The organism is Mesorhizobium sp. P2_D6 (genome assembly GCF_056404315.1).
On sequence record NZ_JBFUEG010000005.1, the window covers coordinates 305,061 to 330,895 of the forward strand.

Genomic DNA, 25,835 nt, shown 5'->3' on the forward strand with positions numbered 1-25,835 from the left:
CTGCTACAGGAGCGAATATGTCTGAGCCCGGCACCAAACTCCACGGTTCCTGGCGTTTGGTTTCTTTTGATACCGAGCTTCAGGATTCAAAAGAGCGCAGTCAACCGTGGGGCGCCGACCCCAATGGGTACCTTATTTTCGGCTCGGATGGGCGAATGATGGTGCTGGTTACCGCAGAGACGCGGGAGCCAGGGAATACAGATGAGAAACTGGTGGCACTGTTCCGTACTGTGATGGCCTATACCGGACGGTATCGGATAGACGGCGATAGGTTCATCACCAAGATTGACTCATCTTGGAATGAAGCCTGGAACGGCAGTGAGCAGGAACGATTCTACAAGGTTGATGGAGACACCCTCGACGTCTTTACGGCCTGGATGCCGAATCCGTTGGTATCAGGAAATCCAATAGGAAGGGGGATTCTCCGTTTTAGACGCGAGTAATTTTCCCCACGCTGAGTTCGCAGCCAGTCGCTGGTTTGCAGGTCATCAACTCGACGGTGCGATGACAGTGCTGCCTTTCAGCCCCCCTCAAAACCCCGCCTGATCCCGAAACAGCTCCGCATTGTCCAGCTTCGACACCTCGATCACCGCTTGCGTGCGGCTGTAGACGTTGAGCTTGCGCAATATCTCCGAGACATGCGCCTTCACCGTGGTCTCGCCGACCTGCAACTCGTAGGCTATCTGTTTGTTGAGCAGGCCCTGGCGCAGCATCTGCAGCACGCGTAGCTGCTGCGGCGTCAGCTTGGCCAGGCGCTGCACCATGTCGGCGCGGTCGGTGCTGTCGGCGTCCGGCGGCTGTCCCTCGTAGTTTTCCGGCACATAGATCGCGCCCTCCATCACCGAGCGGATGGCGGCGGCGAGATCGCTTTTGCGCGCCGATTTCGGGATGAAGCCGGCAGCACCATAGGACAGCGCCTCGGAGATGATCTTCGGCTCCTCATAGCCCGACACGACGACCACTGGCAGCCGCGGATGGCGGGTCCTGAGCTGCAGCAGCCCGTCGAAGCCATGGACATCGGGCATGTTGAGATCGAGCAGGGCCAGATCGAACGGTTTTATTCCGCCCAGAAGGTCCAGCGCTTCGGCGATCGAGCGCGCCTCCACCGTGTCGACTTCCGGGTAGGCCATCTGAACGGCGCTGTGCAACGCCTCGCGAAACAGCGGATGGTCGTCGATGATCAGGAACCGGGCGCGATCGTTGATTGCGGTCATGGGGTTCGTTTCAGTCCTTCCTGGACAGGATACTCCCGCTGGTATGGCCAGCTTATTGGCAAATAGTCTATCGCCATCTTAACCCCGGAGGCGAAGCCGACTTCTTCCAAGCAATCAAGGCGGCGCCGACGCTTTCGCGACGCTCATGCCTTGCCCGGCCGTCCAAATCGGTCAAATGTGCCGGCAGCTGAAGCAGAAAGACCTGGCATGACAGATTTCGTCCTCCCCTTGCCCGCAACACCATCGGTGGCCGTCGCCGGCTCGGCCGAGCGCTTTGCCGTGCGCCGCATCTTCTGCGTCGGCCGCAACTATGCCGCGCACGCCCGCGAACTCGGCAATGACGAGCGCGACCCGCCCTTCTTCTTCACCAAGCCGGCCGATGCGGTGGTCGATAGCGGCACCACGATCCCCTACCCGCCGCTGACCAAGAACCTGCACCACGAGATCGAGCTGGTCGCGGCGATCGGCAAGGCCGGCTTCCGTATCCCCCGCGCGCAAGCGCTCGACCATGTCTGGGGCTACGGCGTCGGCATCGACCTGACCCGCCGCGACCTGCAGGACGAAGCCAAGAAGGCGGCGCGGCCCTGGGACTGGTCGAAGGCTTTCGACCGCTCGGCGCCCTGCGGGCCGCTGGTCCCCGCCGCAAAATCCGGCCACCCGCAAAAGGGCCGCATCTGGCTCGCGCTCGACAGCGCGGTGAAACAGGACGGCGACCTCGCCGAACTCATTTGGCCTATCGCCGATATCGTTTCGATCTGCAGTGAGTCGGTTGCACTACAACCGGGCGACCTGATTTTCACCGGCACGCCGGCCGGCGTCGGCGCGGTGGCGCCCGGCCAGACGATGACCGGCGGCGTCGACAACATCGGCTCGATCGAGATCACGATCGGCCAGCCGTGATCCGATGAGCGACCTCGTCCTCCACAACTACTACCGCTCCTCCACCTCCTACCGCGCACGCATCGCATTGGAGATGAAGGGGCTGACCTACGAATACGTGCCGCATCATCTGCGTCATGGCGACCATCTGGAACCGGCTTACCTAGCGGTCAATCCGCAGGGACTGGTACCGGCGCTGATTCTCGGCGACGGCACGCTTTTGACGCAGTCCCTGGCGATCATCGAATATCTCGACGAGACCAATCCGGAGCCGCCGCTGCTGCCCAAGGACGCGCTCGGCCGGGCGCGCGTGCGAATGCTGGCGCAGATGATTGCCTGCGACATCCACCCGGTGAACAATCTGCGCGTGCTGACCTCGCTACGCACTTTGTTCGGCGCCGGCGACCAGGACGTCGTCAACTGGTTCCGGCACTGGGTCAACGAAGGTTTTCAGCCGCTTGAAAAGATTCTGACTTCGTCGCCAGAGACTGGCACCTTCTGCCACGGCGATGCGCCGGGCCTCGCCGACATCTGTCTGGTCGCCCAGATCGCCAGCAACGCCCGCTTCGGCGTCGACCTGACGCCCTACCCCACGATATCGCGCATCCACGCCGCCTGCATGGCATTGCCGGCCTTTCAGAAGGCAGCGCCGGAGAATCAGATAGATGCGGAATAGAAGCGCACTGGCGCAGAGCATGAGGACCACCCGATGAAAGCCGTCGTCTTCGAGAAATTCGGCCAAGCGCCGACGATCCAGACCGTGCCGGATCCGAAACCGGCCGCCGACGGCGTCGTCATCAAGGTCGAGGCCACCGGGCTTTGCCGCAGCGACTGGCATGGCTGGATGGGCCATGATGACGGCATCACGCTGCCGCATGTTCCCGGCCATGAACTGGCCGGCATCGTCGTTGCCGTCGGCAAGCAGGTCACTCGCTGGAAGGCCGGCGAGCGCGTCACCGTGCCGTTCTGCGTCGGCTGCGGCCGCTGTTTCGAATGCACCTCCGGCAACCACCAGGTCTGCGAGCATCAAACGCAGCCAGGCTTCACCGCCTGGGGCTCGTTTGCCGAATATGTCGCCATCGAACATGCCGACACCAATCTCGTGCGCTTGCCCGAGGAGATGGAATTCGCCACCGCCGCCAGCCTCGGTTGCCGCTTCGTCACCTCGTTTCGCGCCATTGTCGACCAGGGCCGAGTGACGCCGGGCGAATGGGTGGCGGTGCATGGCTGCGGCGGCGTCGGCCTGTCGGCGATCATGATCGCCAGTTCCATGGGCGCCAATGTCATTGCCATCGACCTTACCGACGAGAAGCTCGAGTTCGCCAAAAAGATCGGCGCCGTGGCGACCATCAATGCCTCGAACACGCCGAATGTCGTCAAGGCGGTCAAGCAGATCACCAATGGCGGCGCACACATGTCGATGGACGCGCTCGGCCACCCCACGACATCGTTCAACTCGATTTCCAATCTGCGCCGGCGCGGCCGCCACGTGCAGGTCGGCCTGATGCTAGGCGAGCATGCCCGGCCACAGGTGCCGATGGACAAGGTGATCGCCTTCGAGCTCGAAATCCTCGGCAGCCACGGCATGCAGGCCTACCGCTACCCCGCCATGATGGAGATGATCCGCACCGGCAAGCTGAAGCCCGAACTGCTGGTCGGCAAGAAGATCAGCCTCGATGAGGCGCCCGCGGCGCTGATGGCGATGGGCGGATTTGAGGGTATCGGCATCGGGGTTGTGACGAAGTTTTAGGCGCGGAGTCGCCCTCCGCCACCAAAACTAGCTCGCAAACTTCTTCGCGCCGAACACGCAGGCGACCACGCCGAGCGTCACGACCACCATCAGCGGGCTGACCTGCTCGTGCAGCAGCGTCGCCGCCAAAGCGAGGCCGAAGAAAGGCTGCAGCAGCTGCAATTGTCCCACGGCGGCGATGCCGCCTTGCGCAAGGCCGCGGTACCAGAACACGAAACCGATCAGCATGCTGAACAGCGAGACATAGGCGAGACCTGCCCAGGCGCCGGAGCCGATGGCGGCAAAGGATTGCGGCAGCGTCGCGAACGTCAGCACCAGCATGATCGGCAACGAGATCGCCAACGCCCAGCAGATCACCTGCCAGCCGCCGAGCCTGCGCGATAGTGCGGCACCCTCCGCATAGCCCAAGCCACAGACGATGATGGCGGCCAGCATCAGGCCGTCGCCGATCGGCGACGCCGTCACGCCTTGCGTCAGGGCAAAGCCCGCAACCAGCGCGCTGCCGATGCAGGAGAACAGCCAGAAGGCCGGACGCGGACGCTCACCGCCGCGCAGCACGCCGAAGATTGCGGTGGCCAGCGGCAGCAGGCCGACGAAGATGATGGAATGGGCAGAGGTGACGTGCTTCAGCGCCAGCGCGGTCAGCAAGGGAAAGCCGACCACCACGCCAAGCGCCACGATCACCAGCGACAGAAAATCGCTGCGCTCCGGGCGCTTCTGCCGGAACAGAATAAGCATCGCCAGACCGAGCAGGCCGGCGATCGCCGCGCGAGCCGAGGTCAGAAAAGTCGGATCGAAATCGGCCACTGCCACGCGCGTCGCCGGCAGCGAGCCTGAGAAGATCAACACGCCGACGAATCCGTTCACCCAGCCGCTCGTGCTCTTGTCCATTCCAGGCTCCATTGCTTTGGCTCTGTATCGGGCTTGACCCTATGGTGGAGCTAGAGACAATGCGGTACAATTCTATCAAACTGTAATGGCCAATTGAGCAATACAGATGACCAAACTCGTTCTGGAAACCGACACGGCATACGCTCCTGTCGCGACCACGCTTGTCGAAACTGTCATGGCGACCATTCGTCAGCGGATTGCCGCGCGCAGCCTGACGCCTGGCGCGCGATTGCCCTCGATCCGCGCTTTCGCCAAAGCCATGCAGGTGTCCAAGTCGACCGTGGTCGAGGCCTATGAGCGTCTCGCCGCCGAAGGCGCGATCCGCTCCCGGCCGGGCTCGGGCTTTTATGCCGCCGGGTCGCTGGCGCCGCTGTCGCTGGCCGAGATCGGACCCAGGCTCGATCGCGCCATCGATCCGCTCTGGGTGTCGCGCCAGTCGCTGGAAGCCGGTGGCGAAATGCTGAAACCCGGCTGCGGCTGGATGCCGGCCTCGTGGATGCCGCAGTCCGCCTTGCGCCGGGCGCTGCGCACTGTGGCGCGAGCCGACGATGTCGACCTCGCCGATTACGGCACGCCGCTCGGCCTGCCGCCGCTCAGGCAATTGCTGGCGCGGCGTATGGAAGGGCATGGCATCGACGTCTCGCCCGAACAGATCATGCTGACGGAATCCGGCACGCAGGCCATCGATCTCTTGTGCCGGTTTCTGACCGAGCCCGGCGATACCGTACTGGTCGACGACCCTTGCTATTTCAATTTTCACGCGCTGCTGCGCGCCCACCGTGCCAAGGTCGTCAGCGTGCCTTACACGCAAACGGGACCTGACATCGAGCTGTTCGCGCAGGCGCTGGCCGAGCACAAGCCGCGCCTCTACATCACCAATTCCGCCATCCACAACCCGACCGGCGCGATCCTGTCGCCGGTCACGGCGCACCGGCTGTTGAAGCTCGCCGACCAGTCGGACCTGACCATCATCGAGGACGACATCTTCGCCGATTTCGAACACAGCCCCGCACCCCGGCTGGCGGCATTTGACGGCCTCAACCGCGTTGTCCAAATCGGCAGCTTCTCCAAGACATTGTCGGCCTCCGTTCGCTGCGGCTTCATCGCCGCACCGCGCGACTGGATCGAACAGCTCACCGATCTCAAGATCGCCACCACTTTCGGCGGCGGCCGGCTGGCTGCCGAACTGGTGCTGGCGCTGCTCAGGGACGGCGGCTATCGCAAGCACATGGATTTGCTGCGGGCGCGCCTTTCCCGCGCCATGGGCGAGACGGGCGCGCGCCTGAAAACGATCGGCATCACGCCATGGATCGACCAGCCCGCCGGCCTGTTCCTGTGGTGCAGCCTGCCCGATGGCGTGGATGCCGCCGACATCGCCCGCCGTGCCTTGGCCGACAACATCGTGCTGGCGCCCGGCAACGCGTTCAGTCTGTCGGGAACCGCCAGCCGCTTCCTGCGCTTCAACGTTGCCCAGTGCGCAGATGAGCGGATTTTCCGGGTGCTTGAGACGGCAATGGCGCGCTGAGCGCTCACCGAGAGGCCGCGCAGACCTCGCGCACGCAATCGCGCAGCCAGCGTTGCGCCGGGTCGGCATCGAGCCGCGGATGCCAGAGCATCGAGATGGTCACCTCGACCGTGGCGACCGGTAGCGGAAAGCTAACCATGCCGGCGCGTGCGCCTTGCGTATGCCGTTCGGGGATGCTGGCGATCAGATCGGAAGCGCGCGCCATGGCGAGTGCTGCCGAGAAGCCAGAAACCATGCACACCACGGTCCGCTGCAGGCCAAGCTGTGCCAGCGCCTCATCGATCGGTCCCCTCTCCCGGCCACGCCTTGAAACGCTGATGTGCCGGCCGGCGGCATAGCGCTCGGGCGTCACCACACCTTCGCTCAAGGGGTGACCCGCTCGCACCGCGCCGACGAAGCGGTCGCGGAACAGCGCCTGTATGCGCACTTCAGGTCCGGTTTCGCCTGCAACGCCGATTTCCAGGTCGATCGCGGCGTCGCGCAGCGAGGCGACATCCTTGTCGGCTTTGGGCGCAAAGCGCAGCCGCACGCCCGGCGCCTCGGCCTGGATGCGGGCGACAAGACGCGGTCCAAACTCCTCGACGAAACCCTCATTGGTGCGCAGCGTGAAGATTCGGTCCAGCTTCGCGAGATCGAGAAGCCTGGCAGGGCGCAGCAACGCCTCGGCATCCCCAACGACGCGGCCAGCCTGCTGACGCAATTCCTCCGCCCGTGGGGTCGGCACCAGGCCCCGGCCGGCCCGAACCAGCAGCGGATCGCCGGTTGCAGCGCGCAGCCGCGCCAGCGTGCGGCTCATCGCCGAAGGGCTGAGCCGCAGCCGGGTCGCGGCGCGCGCCACGCTGCCTTCGGCCAAAAGGACGTCGAGCGCGAACAGCAGATTGAGATCGGGCAATGTCATCGGCGCATCATAGCATGACATGGCGTTTAACGCACGAATAAGATGCAAATGCTGCGCCTTCCGCTATGCCACCTCAGAAATTAGATCTCCAACAGGTCCGTTTCCCGGGCCTGAAAGAAGGAGATCGCCATGGCAATTGCTGAGCAGAACGAGCGCGCATCGGTGCCGCGACAAACCCAGTCCGCTGTCCTGGCGCTGGCCAGCCTGTCGCTCGCCACGCTGCTGTCGTCGCTGGGAACCAGCATTGCCAGCGTCGGCCTGCCGTCCCTCATGCAGGCCTTCGACACGTCCTTCCAGTCGGTGCAATGGGTCGTTCTGGCCTATCTGCTCGCCATCACCGCGCTGATCGTCAGCGCCGGACGGCTGGCCGACATGTTTGGCCGCCGGCGGTTGCTGCTTGGCGGCATCGCGCTGTTCACTCTGGCCTCGGTGCTCTGCGGCCTGGCGTCGACGCTATGGCTGCTGATCGCGGCGCGCGCCGTGCAAGGACTTGGCGCGGCATTGATGATGGCGCTGACACTGGCCTTTGTCGCGGAGACCGTAGCCAAGGAGCGAACCGGCAGCGCCATGGGTCTGCTCGGCGCCATGTCGGCGATCGGCACGACGCTCGGCCCCTCGCTCGGCGGCTTGCTGATCGCCGGCTTCGGCTGGCGGGCGATCTTCCTCGTCAATGTCCCGCTCGGCGTCGCGGCCTTCGCCCTCGCCTGGTTGGCCCTGCCTGCCCGCGGCAAGGCTGCCGAAGCCGATCGAGGCAGCTTCGATGCAGTGGGCACCGTGCTGCTCGCCTTTACGCTCGCCGCCTATGCGCTGGCGATGACGCTCGGCCGGGGCAATTTCGGCACCCTCAACATCGGCCTGCTGATCGCGGCCGGCATCGGCGTCGTTATGTTCGGCGTTGTGCAAACGAGGGCGAAGAATCCCTTGATCCGGCTTGCCCGGTTGTACGACATCCGGCTCACCGCCAGCCTCGCCATGAACCTCGTCGTCGCCACGATCATGATGGCAACGCTGGTGGTCGCGCCGTTCTATTTGTCGCGCGGGCTCTGGCTCAACGCCGCAATGGTCGGCGTGGTGCTGTCGACCGGTCCGCTGGTCTCGGCGCTCTCGGCGCTTATCGCCGGCCGCCTCACCGATCGCTTCGGTGCCAACAGGATGATGATCGCGGGGCTGCTCGCCCTCGCCATCGGCACCTCGCTTTTGTCGCTCGCCATGACAAAACTCGGCGTTGCCAGCTATGTCATGCCGATCGCCGTCACCTGCTTCGGCTACGCCCTGTTCCAGACATCCAACAATGCAGCCGTCATGGGCGGTGTCGCCGCCGGCGAGCGCGGTGTCGTGTCCGGCCTGCTCAATCTGTCGCGCAATCTCGGCCTGATCACCGGCGCATCGCTGATGGGCGCCATCTTTGCGGCCGCATCGACGGGAGGGCGGCAAGGCCAGGAGGTGTCGGCCTCAGCAGCAGCCGCGCACGGAATGCACGTCACCTTTCAGGCAGCAACGGCTATGGCAGTGGCTGCACTGTTGCTGGCGCTGCTATCGGCCCGATCAGCCGGGAGGTCATCGTCGCGGCAACAGCCATCGTGATCGAAGGTAGGGTGCTTAAGTTGCGGTCCGCTTGCGGCGCTCATAGAGCATGACCAGCGTTTCGGCAGTCAAAGCCGGCCTCTGCTCACCCTCGATCTCGACGGTGTTGGCGGCCTTCATCAGATACTGGCCCGGGCCTTTGTCCTCCACCGACAACAGCGTCGAGCGCAGCCTGATTCGTGCGCCGACCCTGACCGGCGCCAGGAAACGCACCTTGTCGAAGCCGTAATTGAAGGCAGCCTGCGTGTTTTCGGGCACGATGCCCAGATCGAGCGCCAATGCGCCGATGATCGACAGCGTCAGATAGCCATGCGCAATCGTGGTGCGAAATGGGCTCTGCCGCTTCGCGCGCTCCGGATCGACGTGAATCCACTGATGGTCGCCGGTGCATTCGGCGAACTGGTTGATGCGGCTCTGGTCGATCGTCGTCCATTCCGACACGCCGAGTTCCTGCCCGGCCATCGCCCTTAGCTGCTCAAAGGTCGGCGGCGTTTTCGGCCGTAGTTCCGTCATTCCTGCTTTCCCGATGGCTCCAACTGCCTCGGACCACGAACCGACAGCCCCTGTCAATTCGCCTGTTGCGATTCCGTTCCGTCATTTTCCGCCGATCGGTACGCCTCATCCATGGCCATGCGCCGCAAACGGCCGTCTGTGCAGAGGCGGCGGGCAGCGGGTCAGGCCGTGCCCAAGATCACTTCTTCTTCTCGTAGCCGGAGCGGATTTCCTCCATCGCTTCCTTGATGCGCTCGCGCAGGATTTCGACGGATTCGGTGCCACACCTCTTGACCAGCTCGGCCACTTCGCTGGCATTTTTCAGAGCGGCTTCGAAGGATTTCTTGGCGAACTCCGCCTGTTTCGTCATCAACTCCTGCGGATTGCCCGGCGCCTTGTAGTTCTGCGCCATGTCGCTGATTTCGCGCAGCGTGTCCTGCAGCATCTCGCGCTGCCGGGACAGCAGCGAGGTCGCGCCGGCAGCCCCCGCCCGCACCGATTTCTCCAGCGCCTCGAGGTTCTTGCGGTGATGCGCGAGGATCGCCTCGACATTCGGCACCTTCAGGTCGCGGCCGAACCGGCTGAACATGTCCAGGAAAGAATCGGATTCGGGTTGTTTGGCCATTGGTCGCTTGCTCCCCAGTTTGCGCAAATGCTGAACCCTAGGCTGGACAATAGCACTCGCGCGCCGCGTGTCCATTCGCCCGCGCAATGCAATTTGGCGGCGAATGCAGGTCAACCGGCAAGCAACAGCAGCTCACCCACATAGAGCGCGACGCCGGCAAGGCCGCCGATGATCATGCCGTTGAAGCGGATATATTGCAGGTCCCTGCCGATGTTCATCTCGATCAGCCTGGTCAGCTGGGCAAGGTCCCAACGCTTGACCTGGTCGGCGATGAATGTCGACACGCCGCTTTTCTGGCTCTCCACGAACGAGGCCAGCGCCACGACAAAGCCCTGGTTCATGTCGGCCCTGATCTGCGGATCGCTGGCAAGATGGCGGCCGACCTCGACGAACATGTTGGCGAGATGCTCGCGGACAATCGAATTCTCCGCCTTGGCGTCCTGTTCGATGAACAGGCGCAGACTCTCCCACATGTCGCCAGCCAGCGCCTTGACCTCCGGCCGCGCCAGAAAATCGCGCTTCAGTTTCTCGGCTCGCTTGGCGTATTGCTTCGAGGTTCTGAGCCGCTCGATGAAGGAATGCGCGAAACGGTCGAATTCGGCGCGCATCGGGTGATCGGGATCGGCCCGCACCTCGTCGAGCAGCGAACCGGCCGACGCTACGATTTTCTTCAACAGGTAAGCGTCAGCGCGGAACAGGTTGAACAGCGACGGCAATTCCTCGCGGATTTTTTCGCGCATGGTCGCCAGCGCCTCTTCGTCGTTCAGGAACCGGCCGATCACCCGGGTGAACTCATCGAACAGTTTCTGATGGCGGCGGTCGTCGGTCAGCGCCGACAGCAGCTCGGCCGCCAGCGGCGCCAGCGGCACCTTGTCGATCTGCTCCAGCATGCGGCTGGTGACGAAACCACGCAGGCCGGATTGCTCGATTGCCGCAAGCGTCCGCGGCACCAGCCGCACGACAAAGCGCGACAGGCCGGCAGAGCGTTCGGCGTCAGTCAGCCAGTCGGCGACAAGCACCGCAAAATCGACCTCGGCGAGTTTTTTGCGCACCGGCTCGGGCGCCAGGAAATTGACCTCGATAAAGCGGCCGAGATTGTCGGCGATGCGGTTCTGGTTCGCCGGGATGATAGCGGTGTGCGGGATCGGCAGGCCGAGCGGCCGCTTGAACAGCGCCACCACCGCATACCAGTCTGCCAGGCCGCCGATGGTCGCCGCCTCCGCGAAGGCCGCGACAAAGCCCAGCCACGGATAAGTGCCCTCGAACGATTTGGCGACGGCAAAGACCACGACGCAAAGCGCCAGCGCGGCCGTGGCGAGGAACTTTGTCCACCGCAGCGCGGAAAGCTTGGCGCCTGCTTCGGTATCGAAACCGCCGGACATCAGGGACGGGGCCGATTGAGACATTGTGGGCCGCTCCTCGTCGATCTCAGGGTATTTAGGGACTGTTTCGGCCCGTGACATGACAGGACGGCCGATTTCGCCTCAAGACATGCCGATTTCGCACACAAAGTTGACAGGAATATTCATCTATCATGCAATCCCAGTCTGGAATTGTTCCAAGGTATAGGCCATATTCCCAAGAGGCCAGTGTGGGCGAATCCGAAACTCCGGGTGAGAAAGCCGCACCAGCACAGATCTAAAATCTGGTGCAGTTCCAATGCGCCAGCACTTGGGTGAGGAATGAAATGCGGTTAACGCGCCAGACCAACTACGCCATGCGCATCCTGATGTATTGCGCGGCAAACACCGAACGGCTGAGCCGCATTCCGGAGATCGCGGCCGCTTATTCGGTGTCGGAGCTTTTCCTGTTCAAGATCCTGCAGCCGCTGGTCGAACACGGTCTGGTCGAGACGGTGCGGGGCCGCAATGGCGGCGTCAGGCTTGGCCGTCCCGCCGAGCAGATCAACCTATTCGACGTCGTGCGGGTGACCGAAGAGAGCTTCGCCATGGCCGAGTGCTTCGAGAACGACGCCGCCGAATGTCCGCTGGTCGACAGCTGTGCCCTCAACTCGGCGCTGCGCGAGGCGCTCAACGCCTTCTTTGCCGTACTCTCCCGCTACACGATCGCCGATATGGTGGCAGCGCGGCCGAACGTGCGCCATTTGCTCGGCATCGACATGCTCGTGCAGCGAGCCCCGGCCGCCTGAATTTTCTAGACAGCGGACTGCGGCAAAACAAACGGCATATTGGCGGCCGGCAACACGCCGACCCGCAGCCGGCAATCGAAGACTTTTTCGATCAGATCGTCGCTCAGCACCTCTTGCGGCGAACCGTCAGCGGCGAGCCGGCCGCGATGCATGACGAAAACCCGGTCCGCATACATGGCCGTCAGATTGAGGTCGTGCAGGATAGCAATCACACCGCCGCCGCGCCGGGCGAAATCTCGGGCAATGTTCATGATGATCAGCTGGTGCTTGATGTCGAGGCTGGAAACCGGCTCGTCGAGGAACAGATAGCGCGGCTTGCCGTCGAGCACCGGCTCCCACACCTGGCACAGCACGCGTGCCAGCTGCACACGCTGCTGTTCGCCGCCCGAAAGCTCCTGGTAGAAACGGCCGGCAAAGCCGTCGAGGTCGACCCGCGCCAGCGCCCGCTCCGGCAGTCGTTCGTCTTCGCCCGGCAGCACGCCAGAGCGGCCGCCGACAAGACCGAGCCTGACCACTTCGCGCACCGTGAAGGGAAAGGACAGCGTCGTCGCCTGCGGCAGCACGGCGCGCGCTGTGGCAGCCTCCACCGGCTTCATCGCCGCTAGGTCGCGGCCGTTGATATCAACCGTTCCTGAAAACGGCAGATCACCTGACAATGCCTTGAGAAAGGTGGTCTTGCCCGAGCCGTTAGGCCCGACGATTGCCGCGATCTCGCCGGGCCGCGCGGTAAAGTCGACATCGGTGACAATGCGCTTGCCGCCGATCGCCACCGAGACATCGCGTGCTTCGATCATGCCCGCCTCACAGGTTTCAAGTCTCACAAGTCGATTACGCCGCGCTTGCGCAGCAGAATCCAGAGGAAGAACGGCGCGCCAGCGATCGCCGTGACGATGCCGATCGGCAATTCGGCCGGCGCCACGATGACGCGGGCGACGGCATCGGCGGTGAGCAGCATCGAGGCGCCGAGCAGCGCCGATGCCGGCAAGAGATAGCGATTGTCCGGACCGATCAGCAGCCGCAGCAGATGCGGTACGACGATGCCGACGAAGCCGATACCGCCGCTGACTGCGACCGAAGCGCCGACTGCCGCCGAGACGCCGACGATCGCGGTGTATTTCAGCCGCTGCACCGGGATGCCGAGATGGCCGGCTGTCGCCTCGCCGAGCGCCAGCGCATTGAGCCCGCGGGCCATGAACGGCATTGCCGCCAGCGCCAAAACGATGATCGGGCCGACGGAAGCGATCTTCGGCCAGGTGGCGCCGCCCAGCGAACCCAGTTGCCAGAAGGTCAGGTCGCGCAATTGCCGGTCGTCGGCCATGAAGATGAGGATGCCGGTCAGCGCCATGGCAAGGGCGGCGAGCGCAATGCCGGCAAGCAGCATGGTGGCGACCGAGGTGCGCCCCTGCCGCGTGGCGACACGGTAGAGCACCAGCGTCACCGCAAGGCCACCGCAAAAGGCGGCGATCGGCAAGGCCAAACTGCCGAGCGCCAGAGTGAACGGCGCCAGCCAGCTTGTACCGAGCACGATGACGGCGACGGCGCCCAGGCTCGATCCGGCTGACACCCCAATCAGGCCGGGGTCGGCGAGCGGATTGCGAAACAGGCCCTGCATCACCGCCCCGGATACGGCCAGTGCCGCGCCGATCAGCACGCCGAGCAGCACGCGCGGCATGCGGATGTCATAGACGATCAGCCGGTCACGCGCGCCGAGCCCGGCGTCGGCCGGCACAGCGCCGGTCAGCCAGTCGCGGATGACGCCGACGGCCGACGCATCGGAGGCGCCCGATGTCAGCGACAGGAACATGGAAAGCGCAAGCACCAGACACAAAAGCACGATGACAAGGCGCGCGCGCCCCGAACGATCGCCCTCGCCCGCCACCTCGCCCGCCGCGCCGGCGATCGACTGATCCACCATCTGCTCAGTCCGTGACCTGACTGCCATAGAGCGAGACGGCGAGGTCGTGGATGGCACTGGCCGTGCGCGGCCCGAAGCCAAGGAGATAGCTGCCATCCATCAGGATCAGTTTGCGGCCTTCGCCAGCCGGCGTCGAGGTGATCGACGGGATGGCGAACAGCTCGTCTTCCGCAATGGGCGGCCCGGCATTCTTCATCGCCAGGATCACGTCCGGCCTGGCGGTGACGATGGCCTCGTCGGACATCGCCTTGTAGCCGGAAAAACCCTCGACCGCATTGACCGCGCCGGCAAGCTTGATGATGCCGTCGCCGGCGGTATCGCTGCCCGCGGCGAGGATCTTACCGCCCTGGATCGACAGCACGAACAGGATGCGCTTGCGCTCCTTGATCGATGCCGTCTGTTCTTCGGCCGCCTTCAGCTTGGCGTCGGTCTCGGCCACCAGCGCTTCTGCCTTGGCGTGGACGCCAAGCGCCTTGCCGACAATGCGGATCTTTTCCAGGATGCCGTCATGGTTGTAGTGCTCGGGCACGTCGATGAACGGAACGCTCGACTTTTTCAGCACATCGACCGCCTCCCTCGGGCCGCTGCCATGCAGCGCCAGAATGCCGGACGGATTGACCGACAGAACACCTTCCGCCGACAGCTGGCGCATATAGCCGACGTCGGGCAGCGCCATCGCGGCGGCGGGGTAGCGGCTGGTCGAATCGCGGGCGACGAGATGGCCCTCTTCGCCAAGCGCGTAGACGATCTCGGTGATGGAGCCGCCAATCGCCGCGATCCGCGACGTGTCGGCAAACATGGCGAGGTTTTCGGTGGCCGGCGCCGGCGCGGTGGCAAGTAACAGCGACAGACCCATGGTCGCGGCAAGCGTCGGGCGCCTGAACAGTGAAATCATCGTTATGATCCTCAGGCTGCGGTCGGGCTTGGAATGCGCGGCAGGTTTTCGGCGAGGAACCGCCAATCATCGCGCTCGCCCTCGCCTTCATGGCGCTTGCCGAAGAACTGGATGATCATCTTGCCGTCGGCGCCATAGGCTTCGAGCGAGGTGACGTGACCGTCCTTGGTCGGCTTGCGTACTGCCCAGACCTCCTGGATGTGATCGGTGCGCAAGTGCAGGTGGAAAGTCTCGTCCAGCACGTTGATCCAGGGACCCATCGGCTTGATCGACTTGACCGGGCCGGAATGGATCTGGATGCAGCCGCGGTTGCCGACGAAGCACATGATCGGCATGTCGCCGGCTGCGGCATGGTGGAACATGGCGCTGACGGCGTCATTGTCGAGCAGCCAGGCATAGTCCTGGCCAACCATGCGCACGGCCTGGCGGCGGCTGAGCTTCAGCGCCTTCAGCATGCCGAAGAACTGATGCACGTCGGTCAGCCGGCTCCAGCGGTCGCGCAGATCGTCGATGTTGGCAGCAGCACCGGGCGTCTCAGCATCGTCCTCGGCCAAGCCTGCGACAGAAACGGTCGGCTCCTGGTTCGACGATTCGAGCCCAGCCACCAGCTTCTGGTAGGCATACAGATTGGACGCCGGCCGCAGATGCACCTTGTGCACCGCATCGCCCGCCGCGTCGAAGAATTGCAGGCTGCGGCGGATGTCGCCGCCGTCGCGCTTTTCCACGGCAAAACCATGCGCCCAGACTTTCGGAAAGATGCGCAGGTCGATGTTTTCGCCGAGCACCGTGGCATTGTGCGTGCCCGGCACGACCTTGTCGTAGACGCCGATCTTCTCGTGCACCGCGCTTTCGTTGCGGGTCAGCGCCATCACTTCGCCGACGGCGTCGAGGCCGATCAGCAGATCGTTGACCCGCGGCTCGACGCGCACGACCCCCTCGCCGCAATGCGCGGCGACCAGTTCGGCCTCCGAAATACCGAGTTCGGCGGCAACATCGCGCTCGCGCGCTTTCGGATTGTCTGCCCGCGCCCGCCGGATTTCATGCGGGGCGGGTTTTACGCGCTGGTCCATGTCCTGCTTACCTGTCTGCCCTGTCTGGTTCGTCACTTGTTGAGGATCAGCTTGCCCTGGCGAGTGATCTTGAGCCGGTAGAGCGCGCCATGGTGCTCGATGCCGATCTCGTGCTCGCCCTGGAACAGCGTGTTGGACGACAAGGTCCTCACCGCCAGCGGCACCCGGTCGAAGCGGGTCGGCGTCTCCTCGGAACGGCGGACGCGGTAACGGAAGTCGTTGGGATTGTGGGTGTTCATTTCTGTCTATCCCTTTTCCTGTGCCGGGCGTCTGGCTAGGCGTTGCAAAAATGCCGATTCATTTCTTGACTCGAATAATCATGTTTATTAGTCAGTGCATTACCGGACTAAATGAGTCAAGATTTAAGACGCCGGACGAAATGAAAAATGCCAGCGAGCGCCGCCGCCAGCCAGCATCGAACCTGGAGTTGGGGCAATGGGGTTGGCAAATCGGGGACGACTGGATCTGGCACACGCCGATCCGGCGCATCGGCCTATGGCAAAGGCAATTGCAGCCTTGCTTGCGGGGGCAGCAGCGATCGCATTGTTGACGCCGCCGGCCAGCGCGCAACAAGCTACCGACCAGCAGCAGACTGATCCGAGCAAGAAAACCGAGGATACCAAGCCCGCGCCGGCCGGCGTAACGCTGCTCGACAAGATCCTCGTCATCAGCCGCACCGGCGAAACGGCGATCGAATCGCTGGCCTCGGCCAGCCATGTCGACAAGGAACAGCTGGACCGCCGCATGGCGACGACACCCAATGAAATGCTGCTTGGCGTGCCGGGCGTCACCGCGCAGGCCGACGCACGGCGCGTCAGCTCCAGCATCAACATCCGCGGCCTGCAGGATTTCGGCCGCGTCGCGGTCATCGTCGACGGCGCCAGGCAGAATTTCCAGCGCTCCGATCACGGCACGCAGTCGACCTTCTATGTCGATCCCGAGCTTATCAAATCCGTCGATGTCATCCGCGGACCGGTCGCCAACACCTATGGCTCCGGCGCCATTGGCGGCGTCGTCTTCTTCGACACCAAGGATGCCGAGGATTTCCTCAAGCCGGGCGAAACCTGGGGCGCATCGGTCACCGGGCGCTATGAAAGCAACGGCAAGGGCTGGACCACCAGCGCCAGCGGCGCTTACAAATTCAACGACAACTGGGATGTGCTGGGCAACATCGTCTACCGCGACTACGACGACTACAAGAACGGCAGCGGCGACACGGTCGCCGGCACCGGCTTCGACGTGCTGAGCGGCCTGCTCAAGACCACCATCCGCCCGAGTGAAAACAGCGAATTGAAGCTCGGCTGGGTCGGTTCGAGCGATGGCTGGACGGAAACCAGCGGCGGCGTGCCGGCCAACGACGTCGACCTGAAGTCGAACACCTTCACCGCCCGCTACAACATCACCGACGACGCCAAGAGCTGGCTCGATCTCCACATCAACGCTTCGTACAACAAGACCAATCTGGACCTGACCACGCTTGTGCCGCAAAACCGGTTCGATCCGGTCACCGGCCTCCCCGTCGTGCTGCTGGCCGGCTCGGCGTCGACCTTCGATGTCGGCACCACCGGCATCGACATCTGGAACACATCGCGCTTCGAGACCGCCGGCATCGCGCACGAACTGACCTATGGAGGCGACTGGGTCGGCGACGATGTCGAGACCGGCGGCACGTCGGGCGGCGACAGTTTTTATACGCCGTCAGGCAAGCGCAACGTCTCGGGCGCCTACATCCAGGACAGGCTGAGCTGGGACTGGCTCGAAGTCATCACCGGCCTGCGCTACGACAATTACAGCCTGAAGGACTCGGACAACGAAACCTCAGGCGACAGGCTGTCGCCGCGCATCACGGTCGGTGTCACGCCCTTCGAAAGCGCCAGCCTGGCTGGCCTGCAATTCTATGGCACCTACGCCGAAGGCTACCGCTCGCCGTCGCTGACGGAGACGCTGATCAGCGGCAATCATCCGGCCGGCGTCACCTTCCCGTTCCTGCCCAACCCGAACCTGCGGCCTGAAACCGGCAAGACCACCGAATTCGGCGTCAACTACAAGCTGAACGACATCCTGGAATCCGGCGACGCGTTTCGGCTCAAGGCGGCCTACTTCCACAACGATGTCGACGACTATATCGAGGGCGTGACGCTGTCGGCATTCGACCCGACCAGCGGCTGCCCGTTTGGCCCCGGCATCCCGATCTGCTTCCAGTACCAGAATTTCGCCCAGGCCAAGATCAACGGCTTCGAACTGGAAAGCGTCTACGATGCCGCCTGGGGTTATGCCGGGCTGTCGGCCTCGATCATTAACGGCCATACCATCTCCTATGAAGGTGAGCGGGCCGACCTTGCCACCATCCCGTCCTCGCAGGTCACCGGGCAGCTCGGCTTCCGTTTCCTCGAAGATAGGCTGACCGTCGGCGGCGAGGTGCAGTACAACGGCAAGCCGAAGGGCAACCCCGTGGCCAAGGATTATACGCTGGTCAACGCCTTCGCCAGTTACCAGGCAACCGACAATTTGAAGGTGGACTTCCGCGCCGACAATTTGTTCGATGTCAAATACACCAACCCGCTGAACGGCGGCACCACCGCCGTCATCTACGAGCCCGGCATCACGCTGAAGCTGGCCGCAACCATGCGCTTTGGAGGCTGACTTCAATGATAAAGTTGACGACACCGCTTCGTCTTTTGACCTCGACGCTGGCGATGTCGCTCGGCTTGGCGCCGGCGTGGGCGCAGTCCGCGCCGGCGCCGCAACTCAGCCTCGAGCTCAATGCCGCGCAGCCCTCCGACAAGGGTTGCCGCCTGACCTTCGTCGTCAACAATGCGCTCGGCGCCGATCTGTCCAAGGCGGCCTTCGAGATCGCGCTGTTCAACGAGGCCGGCGTCGTCGACCGTCTGAGCGTGCTCGACTTCAAGGATCTGCCCGCCGGCAAGACCAAGGTGACCCGCTTCGACCTCGCCGGCACCAACTGCACCAAACTCAGCCGCGTGCTGATCAACAGCGCCACCGAATGCGCCGGCACCGGTGTCGAGCCGGGCACCTGCATGCGCGGGCTGAAAACGCAGACCAAGACAGGTATAGCTTTCGGCGTCTGAGGTGGGCCTGCATCCCACCTTCAAGCACAACAGCGCGGCTTGGTCCGTCTCCGGTCCGCCGTCATGGCCGGCAACCGATCTTGATTTGACAATCCCGCCTCGCTCGCGGCAGGTCTCGCCGCGAGACATGCAGGACATCAGCCCCCTCCCCGACGACGCCGGCAACGAACTTGCGATTGCGCCGCCCGTGCCACTTGCGCGGCCGGCGGCCGATCGCAAATGGACGGTGGCGATCGCTGCCTCCTGCCTGCTGCACGCGGCGGCCGCGGCCGCTTTCCTGGTCGCACCCGCCGGAACGTTCGATACCGGAGATGCGATACAATCCGAAGGCTCCCAACAATCCGGCGCCCACGTCGTCGGCACCGCTTTGAAAAACCTGCCGCCTGACGCGATCGATGTTGCCTTGGTGGCCGATCCGCAGCCGGCCAAGCCCGAGGTCGTTCAACCCGCGCCGTCGACCGAGGCGGCCCAACCCGTCAAGGAGCCGCCGGCACCCAAGCCTGCACCGGAAGTCGCCAAACAGGCAATTGTCGCTCCAGATACACTGACGGCCGCGATCCCGAATGATCAAAGTGTCGCCCCAGCGGCTGAGAAGCCGACATCGTCAGCCGTTCAACCGAAAAGTTCAGAGGCGCCGCCCGCCAACGAGCCGCCTGTTGATTTGCCTGATGCCAAGGCCCCGGTCCCGAGCCCGAGGCCTAGCCCATCAGAATCGGTAGACGCTGGCGCGACAGATGGCGAGGAACGTGACGCGCTGGCGGCGGCCAGCAAGGGTAAAAAACAGGGCGCAGCCGGCAACGCGATGGAATCCGGTTACAGCGTTGAAGTTCAGAACAAGCTTGCCCGCGCCAACCGCCGTGTTTCGAAAGAGATTCAGGAAAAGGCTCTCAACAATGCCAGGGTCGTTTTCGTCGTCATGGCCGATGGCAGCATCAGCGACCTGCAGCTTGCCGAAAGTTCAGGATCCTCAGAACTCGACCAATTCGCTTTGAAACTGGTACGCCAGCAGGCCCCGTTCCCGCCCATTCCACCCGAGACCGGCATGTCAAGCTGGGTGTTCAGGGCGCGGATCGGCCCGTTTTAAGCAGATCGTAGACCTTCGCCAAATGTCGTCCGCCAATTCAAGAGGAAGCCAATGTACATCGCCATGAACCGCTTCAAGGTCCAGAATGGTTCGGAGACCGCCTTCGAGGATGTCTGGAAGAACCGCGATTCCAGCCTCTCGGAGATGAAAGGCTTCAGGGAATTCCACTTGCTGCGCGGCCCGGTCAACGAGACCGAGGGCTACACGCTGTTTGCCTCGCACACGGTGTGGGCAAGTCACGAGGATTTCGTCGCCTGGACCAAATCCGAGAATTTCCGCGCCGCCCACCGCAACGCCGGCACCTCCAAGGTGCACTATCTCGGCCATCCGCAGTTCGAAGGCTTTTCGGTCGTCGAGGGCGCCTGAAATATTTTAGCCTCAGCCGCATTCAAGGCTGCCCACTGTCAGGCCCGACTGACTAATCGCCGCAAAGAGCGGGTGACGCGCTTGCGCAGCCATCGCAACCGGCCTCTGCGATCCAGAAAGGGCGTGACGCGCGGATCATCTACCAGGCGGCCGAACCGCCTGATGTGCTGCGCCAGGAATCCAGGCACGAACTCGCGGCCATTGACGGCACCGAGCCGCTCGGCATTGGCGAGCACATAGTCGAGAACATCCCTACCCAACGTGATCTCATGCGTGCGATAGGCCGCCGACTGCTGCACGTGGCCTCCGGCATAGGAGACGCCGGCGGATGCATTGGCGCCGTGCAGGCGATAGAGGCCGAGACATTCCGACAAGAGCAGGCTGCCGGCCGACAGATGCGCGCATGTCGCAGCCAGATAGTCGGTCCCTATCCTGGTCTTGAAGGGGAACGCCAGAACCGGTTCCAGTGCGCCACGCCTGAAAACCATCGATGATGTCGGCGCCCAAATCCAGCCATAGACCCCTGGCCCAAAATAGGTGACCGGATGATCCGATGCATAGGCGAACTCGGGCGCCATCTCGCCAAGCTGCTTGCCGGCCGGGATGATGGTCCCGAGGCCATCCGGCTTCGGACGCGGCTTGCGCAACAGGACATAGGTGCCGCCCAGCAACGTGCGGTCGCCATCGATCAGGAACACGTCTGAACTGGACAGTGCCGCAGAGCGCACTGCATTGAGATGGGCCGAAATATGCGCCAGGAGAAAATTCGGCAGCCAAACATCGTCGGCGTCGAGGAACGTTACAAAAGGCGCGTCGGTCGCGGCAAAGCCATCGCGGAATCCGGCGATCTGTCCGCCATTTTCCTGGCGTGCCAACAGGCGCAGGCGCGGATCGTCTATTGTCTGGAGGAGTTGCCGGATATGTTCGGCCGAGCCATCGGTCGAGGCATCGTCAACGATGACGCAGTCCCATCTCTGATAGGTTTGCGCCAGGACCGAACGAATCGCGTCCTCGACATAGGGCCGGTAGTTATGACTGGTGATAACCACCGACACGCGCGGCAGCTCAAACGGTCGGAACGTGTCTTCCATCTGATCGGCTGCGCCTGCTCAAGTTGCTGCCCTGTAGCATTAGCGCATACCCTTACAATCCAACGCAGGCAAGCGAGCCGCGAAAAGCCCCCTACGCCGCGGCCAGCAGGCTGGCATTGCCGCCGGCAGCGGTGGTGTCGACGCAGACGGCGCGTTCATGCGCATAGGCCGCCGGGTTGAGCACTTCGCTGACCAGCGGCACGATCGGGCCGCTCCGGTTGGCGATGACCTTGCGCACGATGCGGGCTGCTTCCGGCTTGCCCGAGAAGGCGACAACATCGACGCGCAGCGAACGCGCCTCGACCGGGTCGGGCCGGCCGTCTATGGCTGCCAACGGCAGCCCCTTGCCGGTCAACGCGGAGAGGGCTGCCGGCGCGCCGGGCGCCACGGCCAGCACCGCGTTGCCGGCGGCAAGCGCCTGGATCGTCTGGGCAAGCAGCGTGTCGGCGTCCGGCCCGAGGCACAGCACCCGGCCGCGCGGCGACAGCGACAGCGTGTTGGCCTCGCCGGTCGGCCCGGGCAGGTCGACCTGGCCGAAATCGATTGCAGCGGCAGCGCCGATCGCCGCCGCGCCCTTGCCGCGCAGATGTTTTCTCAAAATGGCGATGCGGTCCGGCCGCGTCGACCAGCCGCCAAGCGTCGGCTCGGGCAGATTGTCGGCGAGTTCGGTCGCCGTCACCTTGTGGCCCTCCGCAATCTCGGTGCCGGCCTCCGGCGCCTTGCGGAACCGCCGGAGATAATGCGGACCGCCGGCCTTCGGCCCGGTGCCTGAAAGCCCCTCGCCGCCAAAGGGCTGCGAACCGACGACGGCGCCGATCTGGTTGCGGTTGACGTAGATGTTGCCGGCATGGATGCCGTCGACGAAATGCTGGACACGGCCTTCGATGCGGGTGTGCAGGCCGAAGGTCAGGCCATAGCCCTTGCGGTTGATGGCGGCGATAACGGCGTCGATCCCGCCGGCGTCGAAGCTGGCGACATGCAGCACCGGGCCGAACACCTCGCGCTCCATCTCCTCGATGCCTTTGACCCGGAACACATGCGGCGCGACGAAGCGGCCATCTTTCGGTGCTTCGAGCTTGGCGATCAGCCGGCCCTGCAGGCCCATCGTGGTGCAATACTCGCGGATCGAAGCCTGCGCCTCATCGTCGATGACCGGACCGACATCGGTCGAAATAGCCCAAGGATCGCCGATGGTGAGCGCCTCCATGGCGCCCTTCAGCATCTCCAGCATCTTCTTCTCGACGTCCTTCTGCACATAGAGCACGCGCAGCGCCGAGCAGCGCTGGCCCGCACTCTGGAAGGCAGACGCCAGGATGTCGCGCACCGCCTGTTCGGGGAGTGCCGTGGAATCGACGATCATGGCATTGAGGCCGCCGGTCTCGGCGATCAGCATGGCATCAGGCGCTGCCGTCTCGGCCAACTGCTTTTCGATCAGCTTGGCGACCTCGGTCGAGCCAGTGAAGCAGACGCCAGCGATGCGCGGATCCGCAGTCAGCGGTCCGCCGACCGAGGGGCCGTCGCCGGGCAGAAGCTGGATGACATCCTCAGGTACGCCGGCCTCGCGCAGCAGTTCGACGGCGCGGAAAGCGATCAGCGGCGTCTGTTCGGCCGGCTTGGCGATGACCGAATTGCCGGTGACGAGCGCGGCCGCGATCTGGCCGGTGAAGATGGCGAGCGGGAAGTTCCATGGCGAGATGCAGACGATGGCGCCGCGCGCCTCGGTGCCCGCTTCATTGTTCGCCGCTTCGGCAGCGTAGTAGCGCAGGAAGTCGACGGCTTCACGCACTTCTGCGACGCCGTCGGCCAGCGACTTGCCGGCCTCGCGGGTGGCGAGCGCGAAGAACTCGACGGCATTGGCCTCATAGAGATCGGCGGCGCGGTTGAGGATCGCGGTGCGTTCGGCGACCGGGCGCTTCGCCCAGGCAGGCTGCGCCTCCACCGCAAAGCGCACAGCCGTCGCGACCTGCTTGGCTGCCGCTTCGCTGACCGTGCCGACGACCTCGTCGGGCTTCGCCGGATTGACCACCCGGCGCTGCTTGCCGTAGCCGGCCGCACGCGTGATCGGCTTGGCATGCCAGCGCTCAGGCCCGGCGAAGTCCGCCTTGGCCTTGTCGATCGCGGCCAGCGTCACCGGATCGGTGATGTCGAACCCCTTCGAATTACGCCGCCCAGCGCCGAAGACTGTCGCCGGACGAGCGATCGCCGGATTGGCGGCGGGGCCCTGGCTCTCGACCGTCTCGAGCGGATCACGCGCAATATCCTCCGGCTCGACATCCTCGTCCGTCAGTTGGTGGACGAAGGAGGAATTGGCGCCATTCTCCAGCAGGCGGCGAACCAGATAGGCCAGGAGATCGGAATGAGCGCCGACTGGTGCATAGATGCGGCAGCGCGTGCCTTCGGCCTGGCGCACCGTCTCGTGCAGCGCCTCACCCATGCCGTGCAGGCGCTGGAATTCGAAGGCGTCCCTGTTATCAGCCATCGACAGGATGGCGGCGACGGTATGCGCGTTGTGGGTAGCGAACTGCGGATAGATGCGGTCGGTCATCGACAGCAGCTTCTTGGCGCAGGCCATGTAGGAAACGTCGGTATTGGCCTTGCGGGTGAAGACGGGGTAGCCGGAAAGCCCGAGCGTCTGGGCCCGCTTGATCTCGGTGTCCCAATAAGCGCCCTTGACCAGCCGCACCATGATGTTGCGGTCGTACTTTTTCGCCAGCGCATGGAGCCAGTCGATGGTGAAGGCCGCGCGTGGCCCATAGGCCTGGACGACGACGCCAAAGCCGTTCCAGCCGGCAAGCTCCGGCTCGGCCAGCACGCGCTCGATGACATCCAGCGACAGATCCAGCCGGTCGGCTTCCTCGGCGTCGATGTTGAGGCCCATGCGCGAATGGCGTGCGGCCAGCGCCAGCGACAGCAGCCGCTCAGCCATGACAGGCAGCATCTTTTCCTTCTGCGCCTCTTCATAGCGCGGATGCAGCGCCGACAGCTTGACCGAGATGCCGTGGTTCTGCCGGATATCCGGACCGTTGGAACCGGAATCGAGCGAGGAAATGGCGTCGGCATAGGCCTTGAGATAGCGCAGCGCGTCGGCCTCGGTGCGGGCCGCCTCGCCCAGCATATCGAAGGAATAGAGATAGCCTTTCTGGATCATCGGACGGCCGCGCTTGATCGCCTCGGCAATGGTGCGGCCGAGGACGAACTGCTCGCCCATTTCGCGCATGGCGGCGGCGACCGCCTTGCGGATGACCGGCTCGCCCAGCCTTCGCACCATCGAGCGCAGCGTGCCTTCGATGCCGCCTTCGCCCTCGTCGAGCACGCGGCCGGTCAGCATCAGCGCCCAGGTCGAGGCATTGACGAAGATCGAACTCGAACCGCCCGAATGCGCCGACCAGTCATGGGGCGCGATCTTGTCGGCGATGAGGTCGTCCATGGTCTCGGTGTCGGGCACGCGCAGCAGCGCCTCGGCCAAGCACATCAGCGCCACGCCTTCCTTGGTGGAGAGGCCGTAGGCCGAGAGAAAAACCTCCATCAGCCGCGGGTCGGACGAGCCGCGCACCGCCCGCACCAGATCGGCGGCACGAGCCGAGATCGCATCGCGGTCTTCGGTGGAAAGCCCGGTTGCTTCGGCAAGCCTCTTCACCGCCGCGTCTTCGTCGGGCAGGTAATTGGTGCGGATCTGCTGGCGGATGGTGTCGAGCGGCATGGCGGTCCTGCGGAGCGAGCATCAGGGAACGGGCCGGCGGTCGCCGGACCGAATGGCGCAAGCTAGCACAGAGCCGTATTTTCAACCGGTCCAAAGAAATCGACATTGCAGGTCGAATAAACTATCATTGTGTTCACTTTCTCATCAATTGGACTGCAATATCAGTGACAGAAGACCAATTGGACCGCATCGATAAAAACATCCTGTCGTCTCTGGCGCGCGACGGGCGGCTGTCCATGTCGGAACTGGCCGGCAAGGTCGGCCTATCGAAGACGCCGGTGCAGGCGCGGGTAAAGCGCTTGGAAAAGGACGGCTACATCAGAGGCTACCAGGCGATCATCGACCGCGAGCGCATGGGCGAAGGCCATGTCGCCTTCGTCCAGGTCAAACTGTCGGATACGCGCTCTGCCGCCCTCGACGCTTTCAACCGCGCGGTGCAGGCCGTGCCGGAAATCGAGCAGTGCCACATGATGGCGTCGAGCTTCGACTATCTGCTGAAGGTCCGCACCACCGACATCGCCGCCTACCGCCGCGTGCTCGGCGAGCGCATCTCGGCGCTCCCGCACGTCGCCCAGACCTCGACCTTCGTGGCAATGGAGACGGTGAAGGACCGCTGAC

General features: G+C 64.0%; 25 protein-coding genes. 12 read left to right on the plus strand and 13 right to left on the minus strand.

Going from position 1 to position 25,835, the window contains the following annotated elements:
• Positions 1 to 17 precede the first annotated feature (17 nt).
• Entirely contained in the window at positions 18 to 443 is a 426-nt protein-coding gene (locus AC1D1L_RS13555; protein ID WP_477341940.1) for a lipocalin-like domain-containing protein, read from the plus strand.
• Positions 444 to 530: 87 nt separating this feature from the next.
• Here AC1D1L_RS13555 and AC1D1L_RS13560 read toward each other — a convergent pair whose 3' ends face one another.
• Positions 531 to 1,214: a response regulator gene (locus AC1D1L_RS13560; protein ID WP_023681717.1), complete on the minus strand. Its 684-nt coding sequence runs from the start codon at positions 1,212 to 1,214 to the stop codon at positions 531 to 533.
• A gap of 207 nt (positions 1,215 to 1,421) precedes the next feature.
• Between AC1D1L_RS13560 and AC1D1L_RS13565 the strand changes: the two genes are divergently transcribed.
• The 3 genes from AC1D1L_RS13565 to AC1D1L_RS13575 are packed head-to-tail and all read left to right on the plus strand — an operon-like array spanning position 1,422 to position 3,843.
• Positions 1,422 to 2,114: a fumarylacetoacetate hydrolase family protein gene (locus AC1D1L_RS13565; protein ID WP_477341942.1), complete on the plus strand. Its 693-nt coding sequence runs from the start codon at positions 1,422 to 1,424 to the stop codon at positions 2,112 to 2,114.
• A gap of 4 nt (positions 2,115 to 2,118) precedes the next feature.
• Positions 2,119 to 2,769, plus strand: coding sequence for a maleylacetoacetate isomerase (gene maiA / locus AC1D1L_RS13570; RefSeq protein ID WP_477341944.1), 651 nt, complete (start codon positions 2,119 to 2,121; stop codon positions 2,767 to 2,769).
• A 33-nt stretch (positions 2,770 to 2,802) separates the two neighbouring features.
• The gene (locus AC1D1L_RS13575) at positions 2,803 to 3,843 is read left to right on the plus strand and encodes a zinc-dependent alcohol dehydrogenase family protein (RefSeq protein ID WP_477341946.1); all 1,041 of its coding nucleotides are present in this window, start codon (positions 2,803 to 2,805) and stop codon (positions 3,841 to 3,843) included.
• 27 nt (positions 3,844 to 3,870) lie between these two features.
• Here the strand turns inward: AC1D1L_RS13575 and AC1D1L_RS13580 are convergent, their stop codons facing one another.
• Positions 3,871 to 4,734, minus strand: a complete 864-nt coding sequence (locus AC1D1L_RS13580; protein WP_477341948.1) for a DMT family transporter — start codon at positions 4,732 to 4,734, stop codon at positions 3,871 to 3,873.
• 106 nt (positions 4,735 to 4,840) lie between these two features.
• Here AC1D1L_RS13580 and AC1D1L_RS13585 point away from each other — a divergent pair, with 106 nt between their 5' ends.
• Positions 4,841 to 6,259 (plus strand): aminotransferase-like domain-containing protein, encoded by a 1,419-nt coding sequence (locus AC1D1L_RS13585; protein WP_477341950.1) that lies wholly within the window; start codon positions 4,841 to 4,843, stop codon positions 6,257 to 6,259.
• Between the two features lie 4 nt (positions 6,260 to 6,263).
• Here AC1D1L_RS13585 and AC1D1L_RS13590 read toward each other — a convergent pair whose 3' ends face one another.
• Positions 6,264 to 7,157, minus strand: coding sequence for a LysR family transcriptional regulator (locus AC1D1L_RS13590; protein ID WP_477341952.1), 894 nt, complete (start codon positions 7,155 to 7,157; stop codon positions 6,264 to 6,266).
• Positions 7,158 to 7,286: 129 nt separating this feature from the next.
• Here AC1D1L_RS13590 and AC1D1L_RS13595 point away from each other — a divergent pair, with 129 nt between their 5' ends.
• Positions 7,287 to 8,741, plus strand: coding sequence for an MFS transporter (locus AC1D1L_RS13595; protein WP_477341954.1), 1,455 nt, complete (start codon positions 7,287 to 7,289; stop codon positions 8,739 to 8,741).
• Between the two features lie 15 nt (positions 8,742 to 8,756).
• Here AC1D1L_RS13595 and AC1D1L_RS13600 read toward each other — a convergent pair whose 3' ends face one another.
• The 3 genes from AC1D1L_RS13600 to AC1D1L_RS13610 all read right to left on the minus strand — a co-directional run bounded on the left by AC1D1L_RS13600 (position 8,757) and on the right by AC1D1L_RS13610 (position 11,264).
• Positions 8,757 to 9,254 carry a MaoC family dehydratase gene (locus AC1D1L_RS13600; protein ID WP_477341956.1) on the minus strand — a complete coding sequence of 166 codons (498 nt, stop codon included), beginning with the start codon at positions 9,252 to 9,254 and terminating at the stop codon, positions 8,757 to 8,759.
• A 178-nt stretch (positions 9,255 to 9,432) separates the two neighbouring features.
• Entirely contained in the window at positions 9,433 to 9,858 is a 426-nt protein-coding gene (locus AC1D1L_RS13605) for a phasin family protein (protein WP_477341958.1), read from the minus strand.
• Positions 9,859 to 9,968: 110 nt separating this feature from the next.
• A complete protein-coding gene (locus AC1D1L_RS13610) occupies positions 9,969 to 11,264 on the minus strand; it encodes a DUF445 domain-containing protein (RefSeq protein WP_477341960.1) in 1,296 nt (431 codons plus the stop codon).
• Between the two features lie 281 nt (positions 11,265 to 11,545).
• Here AC1D1L_RS13610 and rirA point away from each other — a divergent pair, with 281 nt between their 5' ends.
• On the plus strand, positions 11,546 to 12,007 hold the full coding sequence (rirA, locus tag AC1D1L_RS13615; protein ID WP_112565484.1) for an iron-responsive transcriptional regulator RirA: 462 nt from the start codon (positions 11,546 to 11,548) through the stop codon (positions 12,005 to 12,007).
• Positions 12,008 to 12,012: 5 nt separating this feature from the next.
• Here rirA and AC1D1L_RS13620 read toward each other — a convergent pair whose 3' ends face one another.
• From AC1D1L_RS13620 to hemP, 5 genes are read right to left on the minus strand one after another with little or no spacing between them, the layout of a single operon-like run.
• Positions 12,013 to 12,801 carry a heme ABC transporter ATP-binding protein gene (locus AC1D1L_RS13620; protein ID WP_477341962.1) on the minus strand — a complete coding sequence of 263 codons (789 nt, stop codon included), beginning with the start codon at positions 12,799 to 12,801 and terminating at the stop codon, positions 12,013 to 12,015.
• Between the two features lie 23 nt (positions 12,802 to 12,824).
• Positions 12,825 to 13,922: a FecCD family ABC transporter permease gene (locus tag AC1D1L_RS13625; protein ID WP_477341964.1), complete on the minus strand. Its 1,098-nt coding sequence runs from the start codon at positions 13,920 to 13,922 to the stop codon at positions 12,825 to 12,827.
• A 4-nt stretch (positions 13,923 to 13,926) separates the two neighbouring features.
• A complete protein-coding gene (locus tag AC1D1L_RS13630) occupies positions 13,927 to 14,817 on the minus strand; it encodes a heme/hemin ABC transporter substrate-binding protein (protein WP_477341966.1) in 891 nt (296 codons plus the stop codon).
• 11 nt (positions 14,818 to 14,828) lie between these two features.
• The gene (locus tag AC1D1L_RS13635; protein WP_477341968.1) at positions 14,829 to 15,887 is read right to left on the minus strand and encodes a hemin-degrading factor; all 1,059 of its coding nucleotides are present in this window, start codon (positions 15,885 to 15,887) and stop codon (positions 14,829 to 14,831) included.
• 32 nt (positions 15,888 to 15,919) lie between these two features.
• Positions 15,920 to 16,126, minus strand: coding sequence for a hemin uptake protein HemP (hemP, locus tag AC1D1L_RS13640; RefSeq protein ID WP_023673860.1), 207 nt, complete (start codon positions 16,124 to 16,126; stop codon positions 15,920 to 15,922).
• A 256-nt stretch (positions 16,127 to 16,382) separates the two neighbouring features.
• Here hemP and AC1D1L_RS13645 point away from each other — a divergent pair, with 256 nt between their 5' ends.
• The 4 genes from AC1D1L_RS13645 to hmuQ all read left to right on the plus strand — a co-directional run bounded on the left by AC1D1L_RS13645 (position 16,383) and on the right by hmuQ (position 20,426).
• Positions 16,383 to 18,530, plus strand: a complete 2,148-nt coding sequence (locus AC1D1L_RS13645) for a TonB-dependent hemoglobin/transferrin/lactoferrin family receptor (RefSeq protein WP_477341970.1) — start codon at positions 16,383 to 16,385, stop codon at positions 18,528 to 18,530.
• A gap of 5 nt (positions 18,531 to 18,535) precedes the next feature.
• Positions 18,536 to 18,976 carry a hypothetical protein gene (locus tag AC1D1L_RS13650; protein WP_477341972.1) on the plus strand — a complete coding sequence of 147 codons (441 nt, stop codon included), beginning with the start codon at positions 18,536 to 18,538 and terminating at the stop codon, positions 18,974 to 18,976.
• A gap of 127 nt (positions 18,977 to 19,103) precedes the next feature.
• Positions 19,104 to 20,060 carry an energy transducer TonB family protein gene (locus tag AC1D1L_RS13655; protein WP_477341974.1) on the plus strand — a complete coding sequence of 319 codons (957 nt, stop codon included), beginning with the start codon at positions 19,104 to 19,106 and terminating at the stop codon, positions 20,058 to 20,060.
• A 51-nt stretch (positions 20,061 to 20,111) separates the two neighbouring features.
• Positions 20,112 to 20,426 (plus strand): heme-degrading protein HmuQ, encoded by a 315-nt coding sequence (gene hmuQ / locus AC1D1L_RS13660; RefSeq protein WP_112565354.1) that lies wholly within the window; start codon positions 20,112 to 20,114, stop codon positions 20,424 to 20,426.
• Positions 20,427 to 20,464: 38 nt separating this feature from the next.
• Here the strand turns inward: hmuQ and AC1D1L_RS13665 are convergent, their stop codons facing one another.
• Together AC1D1L_RS13665 and putA are read right to left on the minus strand one after the other, a co-directional pair.
• Entirely contained in the window at positions 20,465 to 21,517 is a 1,053-nt protein-coding gene (locus AC1D1L_RS13665) for a glycosyltransferase (RefSeq protein WP_477341976.1), read from the minus strand.
• Between the two features lie 91 nt (positions 21,518 to 21,608).
• Entirely contained in the window at positions 21,609 to 25,217 is a 3,609-nt protein-coding gene (gene putA, locus AC1D1L_RS13670; protein WP_477341978.1) for a bifunctional proline dehydrogenase/L-glutamate gamma-semialdehyde dehydrogenase PutA, read from the minus strand.
• A gap of 164 nt (positions 25,218 to 25,381) precedes the next feature.
• Between putA and AC1D1L_RS13675 the strand changes: the two genes are divergently transcribed.
• Positions 25,382 to 25,834, plus strand: coding sequence for an Lrp/AsnC family transcriptional regulator (locus AC1D1L_RS13675; RefSeq protein ID WP_112565348.1), 453 nt, complete (start codon positions 25,382 to 25,384; stop codon positions 25,832 to 25,834).
• Position 25,835: the final 1 nt, after the last annotated feature.

Excerpts from the sequence above, each read along its gene's own strand:
- AC1D1L_RS13655 (WP_477341974.1), top strand. The coding sequence starts at position 19,104 with ATGCAGGACATCAGCCCCCTCCCCGACGACGCCGGCAACGAACTTGCG.
- AC1D1L_RS13610 (WP_477341960.1), bottom strand. The coding sequence starts at position 11,264 with ATGTCTCAATCGGCCCCGTCCCTGATGTCCGGCGGTTTCGATACCGAA.
- AC1D1L_RS13650 (WP_477341972.1), top strand. The coding sequence starts at position 18,536 with ATGATAAAGTTGACGACACCGCTTCGTCTTTTGACCTCGACGCTGGCG.
- AC1D1L_RS13600 (WP_477341956.1), bottom strand. The coding sequence starts at position 9,254 with ATGACGGAACTACGGCCGAAAACGCCGCCGACCTTTGAGCAGCTAAGG.
- rirA (WP_112565484.1), top strand. The coding sequence starts at position 11,546 with ATGCGGTTAACGCGCCAGACCAACTACGCCATGCGCATCCTGATGTAT.
- AC1D1L_RS13580 (WP_477341948.1), bottom strand. The coding sequence starts at position 4,734 with ATGGACAAGAGCACGAGCGGCTGGGTGAACGGATTCGTCGGCGTGTTG.
- AC1D1L_RS13665 (WP_477341976.1), bottom strand. The coding sequence starts at position 21,517 with ATGGAAGACACGTTCCGACCGTTTGAGCTGCCGCGCGTGTCGGTGGTT.
- AC1D1L_RS13575 (WP_477341946.1), top strand. The coding sequence starts at position 2,803 with ATGAAAGCCGTCGTCTTCGAGAAATTCGGCCAAGCGCCGACGATCCAG.
- hmuQ (WP_112565354.1), top strand. The coding sequence starts at position 20,112 with ATGTACATCGCCATGAACCGCTTCAAGGTCCAGAATGGTTCGGAGACC.
- AC1D1L_RS13630 (WP_477341966.1), bottom strand. The coding sequence starts at position 14,817 with ATGATTTCACTGTTCAGGCGCCCGACGCTTGCCGCGACCATGGGTCTG.
- AC1D1L_RS13590 (WP_477341952.1), bottom strand. The coding sequence starts at position 7,157 with ATGACATTGCCCGATCTCAATCTGCTGTTCGCGCTCGACGTCCTTTTG.
- AC1D1L_RS13620 (WP_477341962.1), bottom strand. The coding sequence starts at position 12,801 with ATGATCGAAGCACGCGATGTCTCGGTGGCGATCGGCGGCAAGCGCATT.
- AC1D1L_RS13560 (WP_023681717.1), bottom strand. The coding sequence starts at position 1,214 with ATGACCGCAATCAACGATCGCGCCCGGTTCCTGATCATCGACGACCAT.
- AC1D1L_RS13635 (WP_477341968.1), bottom strand. The coding sequence starts at position 15,887 with ATGGACCAGCGCGTAAAACCCGCCCCGCATGAAATCCGGCGGGCGCGG.
- AC1D1L_RS13645 (WP_477341970.1), top strand. The coding sequence starts at position 16,383 with ATGGCAAAGGCAATTGCAGCCTTGCTTGCGGGGGCAGCAGCGATCGCA.
- AC1D1L_RS13565 (WP_477341942.1), top strand. The coding sequence starts at position 1,422 with ATGACAGATTTCGTCCTCCCCTTGCCCGCAACACCATCGGTGGCCGTC.
- AC1D1L_RS13595 (WP_477341954.1), top strand. The coding sequence starts at position 7,287 with ATGGCAATTGCTGAGCAGAACGAGCGCGCATCGGTGCCGCGACAAACC.
- putA (WP_477341978.1), bottom strand. The coding sequence starts at position 25,217 with ATGCCGCTCGACACCATCCGCCAGCAGATCCGCACCAATTACCTGCCC.
- maiA (WP_477341944.1), top strand. The coding sequence starts at position 2,119 with ATGAGCGACCTCGTCCTCCACAACTACTACCGCTCCTCCACCTCCTAC.
- AC1D1L_RS13625 (WP_477341964.1), bottom strand. The coding sequence starts at position 13,922 with ATGGTGGATCAGTCGATCGCCGGCGCGGCGGGCGAGGTGGCGGGCGAG.
- hemP (WP_023673860.1), bottom strand. The coding sequence starts at position 16,126 with ATGAACACCCACAATCCCAACGACTTCCGTTACCGCGTCCGCCGTTCC.
- AC1D1L_RS13555 (WP_477341940.1), top strand. The coding sequence starts at position 18 with ATGTCTGAGCCCGGCACCAAACTCCACGGTTCCTGGCGTTTGGTTTCT.
- AC1D1L_RS13585 (WP_477341950.1), top strand. The coding sequence starts at position 4,841 with ATGACCAAACTCGTTCTGGAAACCGACACGGCATACGCTCCTGTCGCG.
- AC1D1L_RS13605 (WP_477341958.1), bottom strand. The coding sequence starts at position 9,858 with ATGGCCAAACAACCCGAATCCGATTCTTTCCTGGACATGTTCAGCCGG.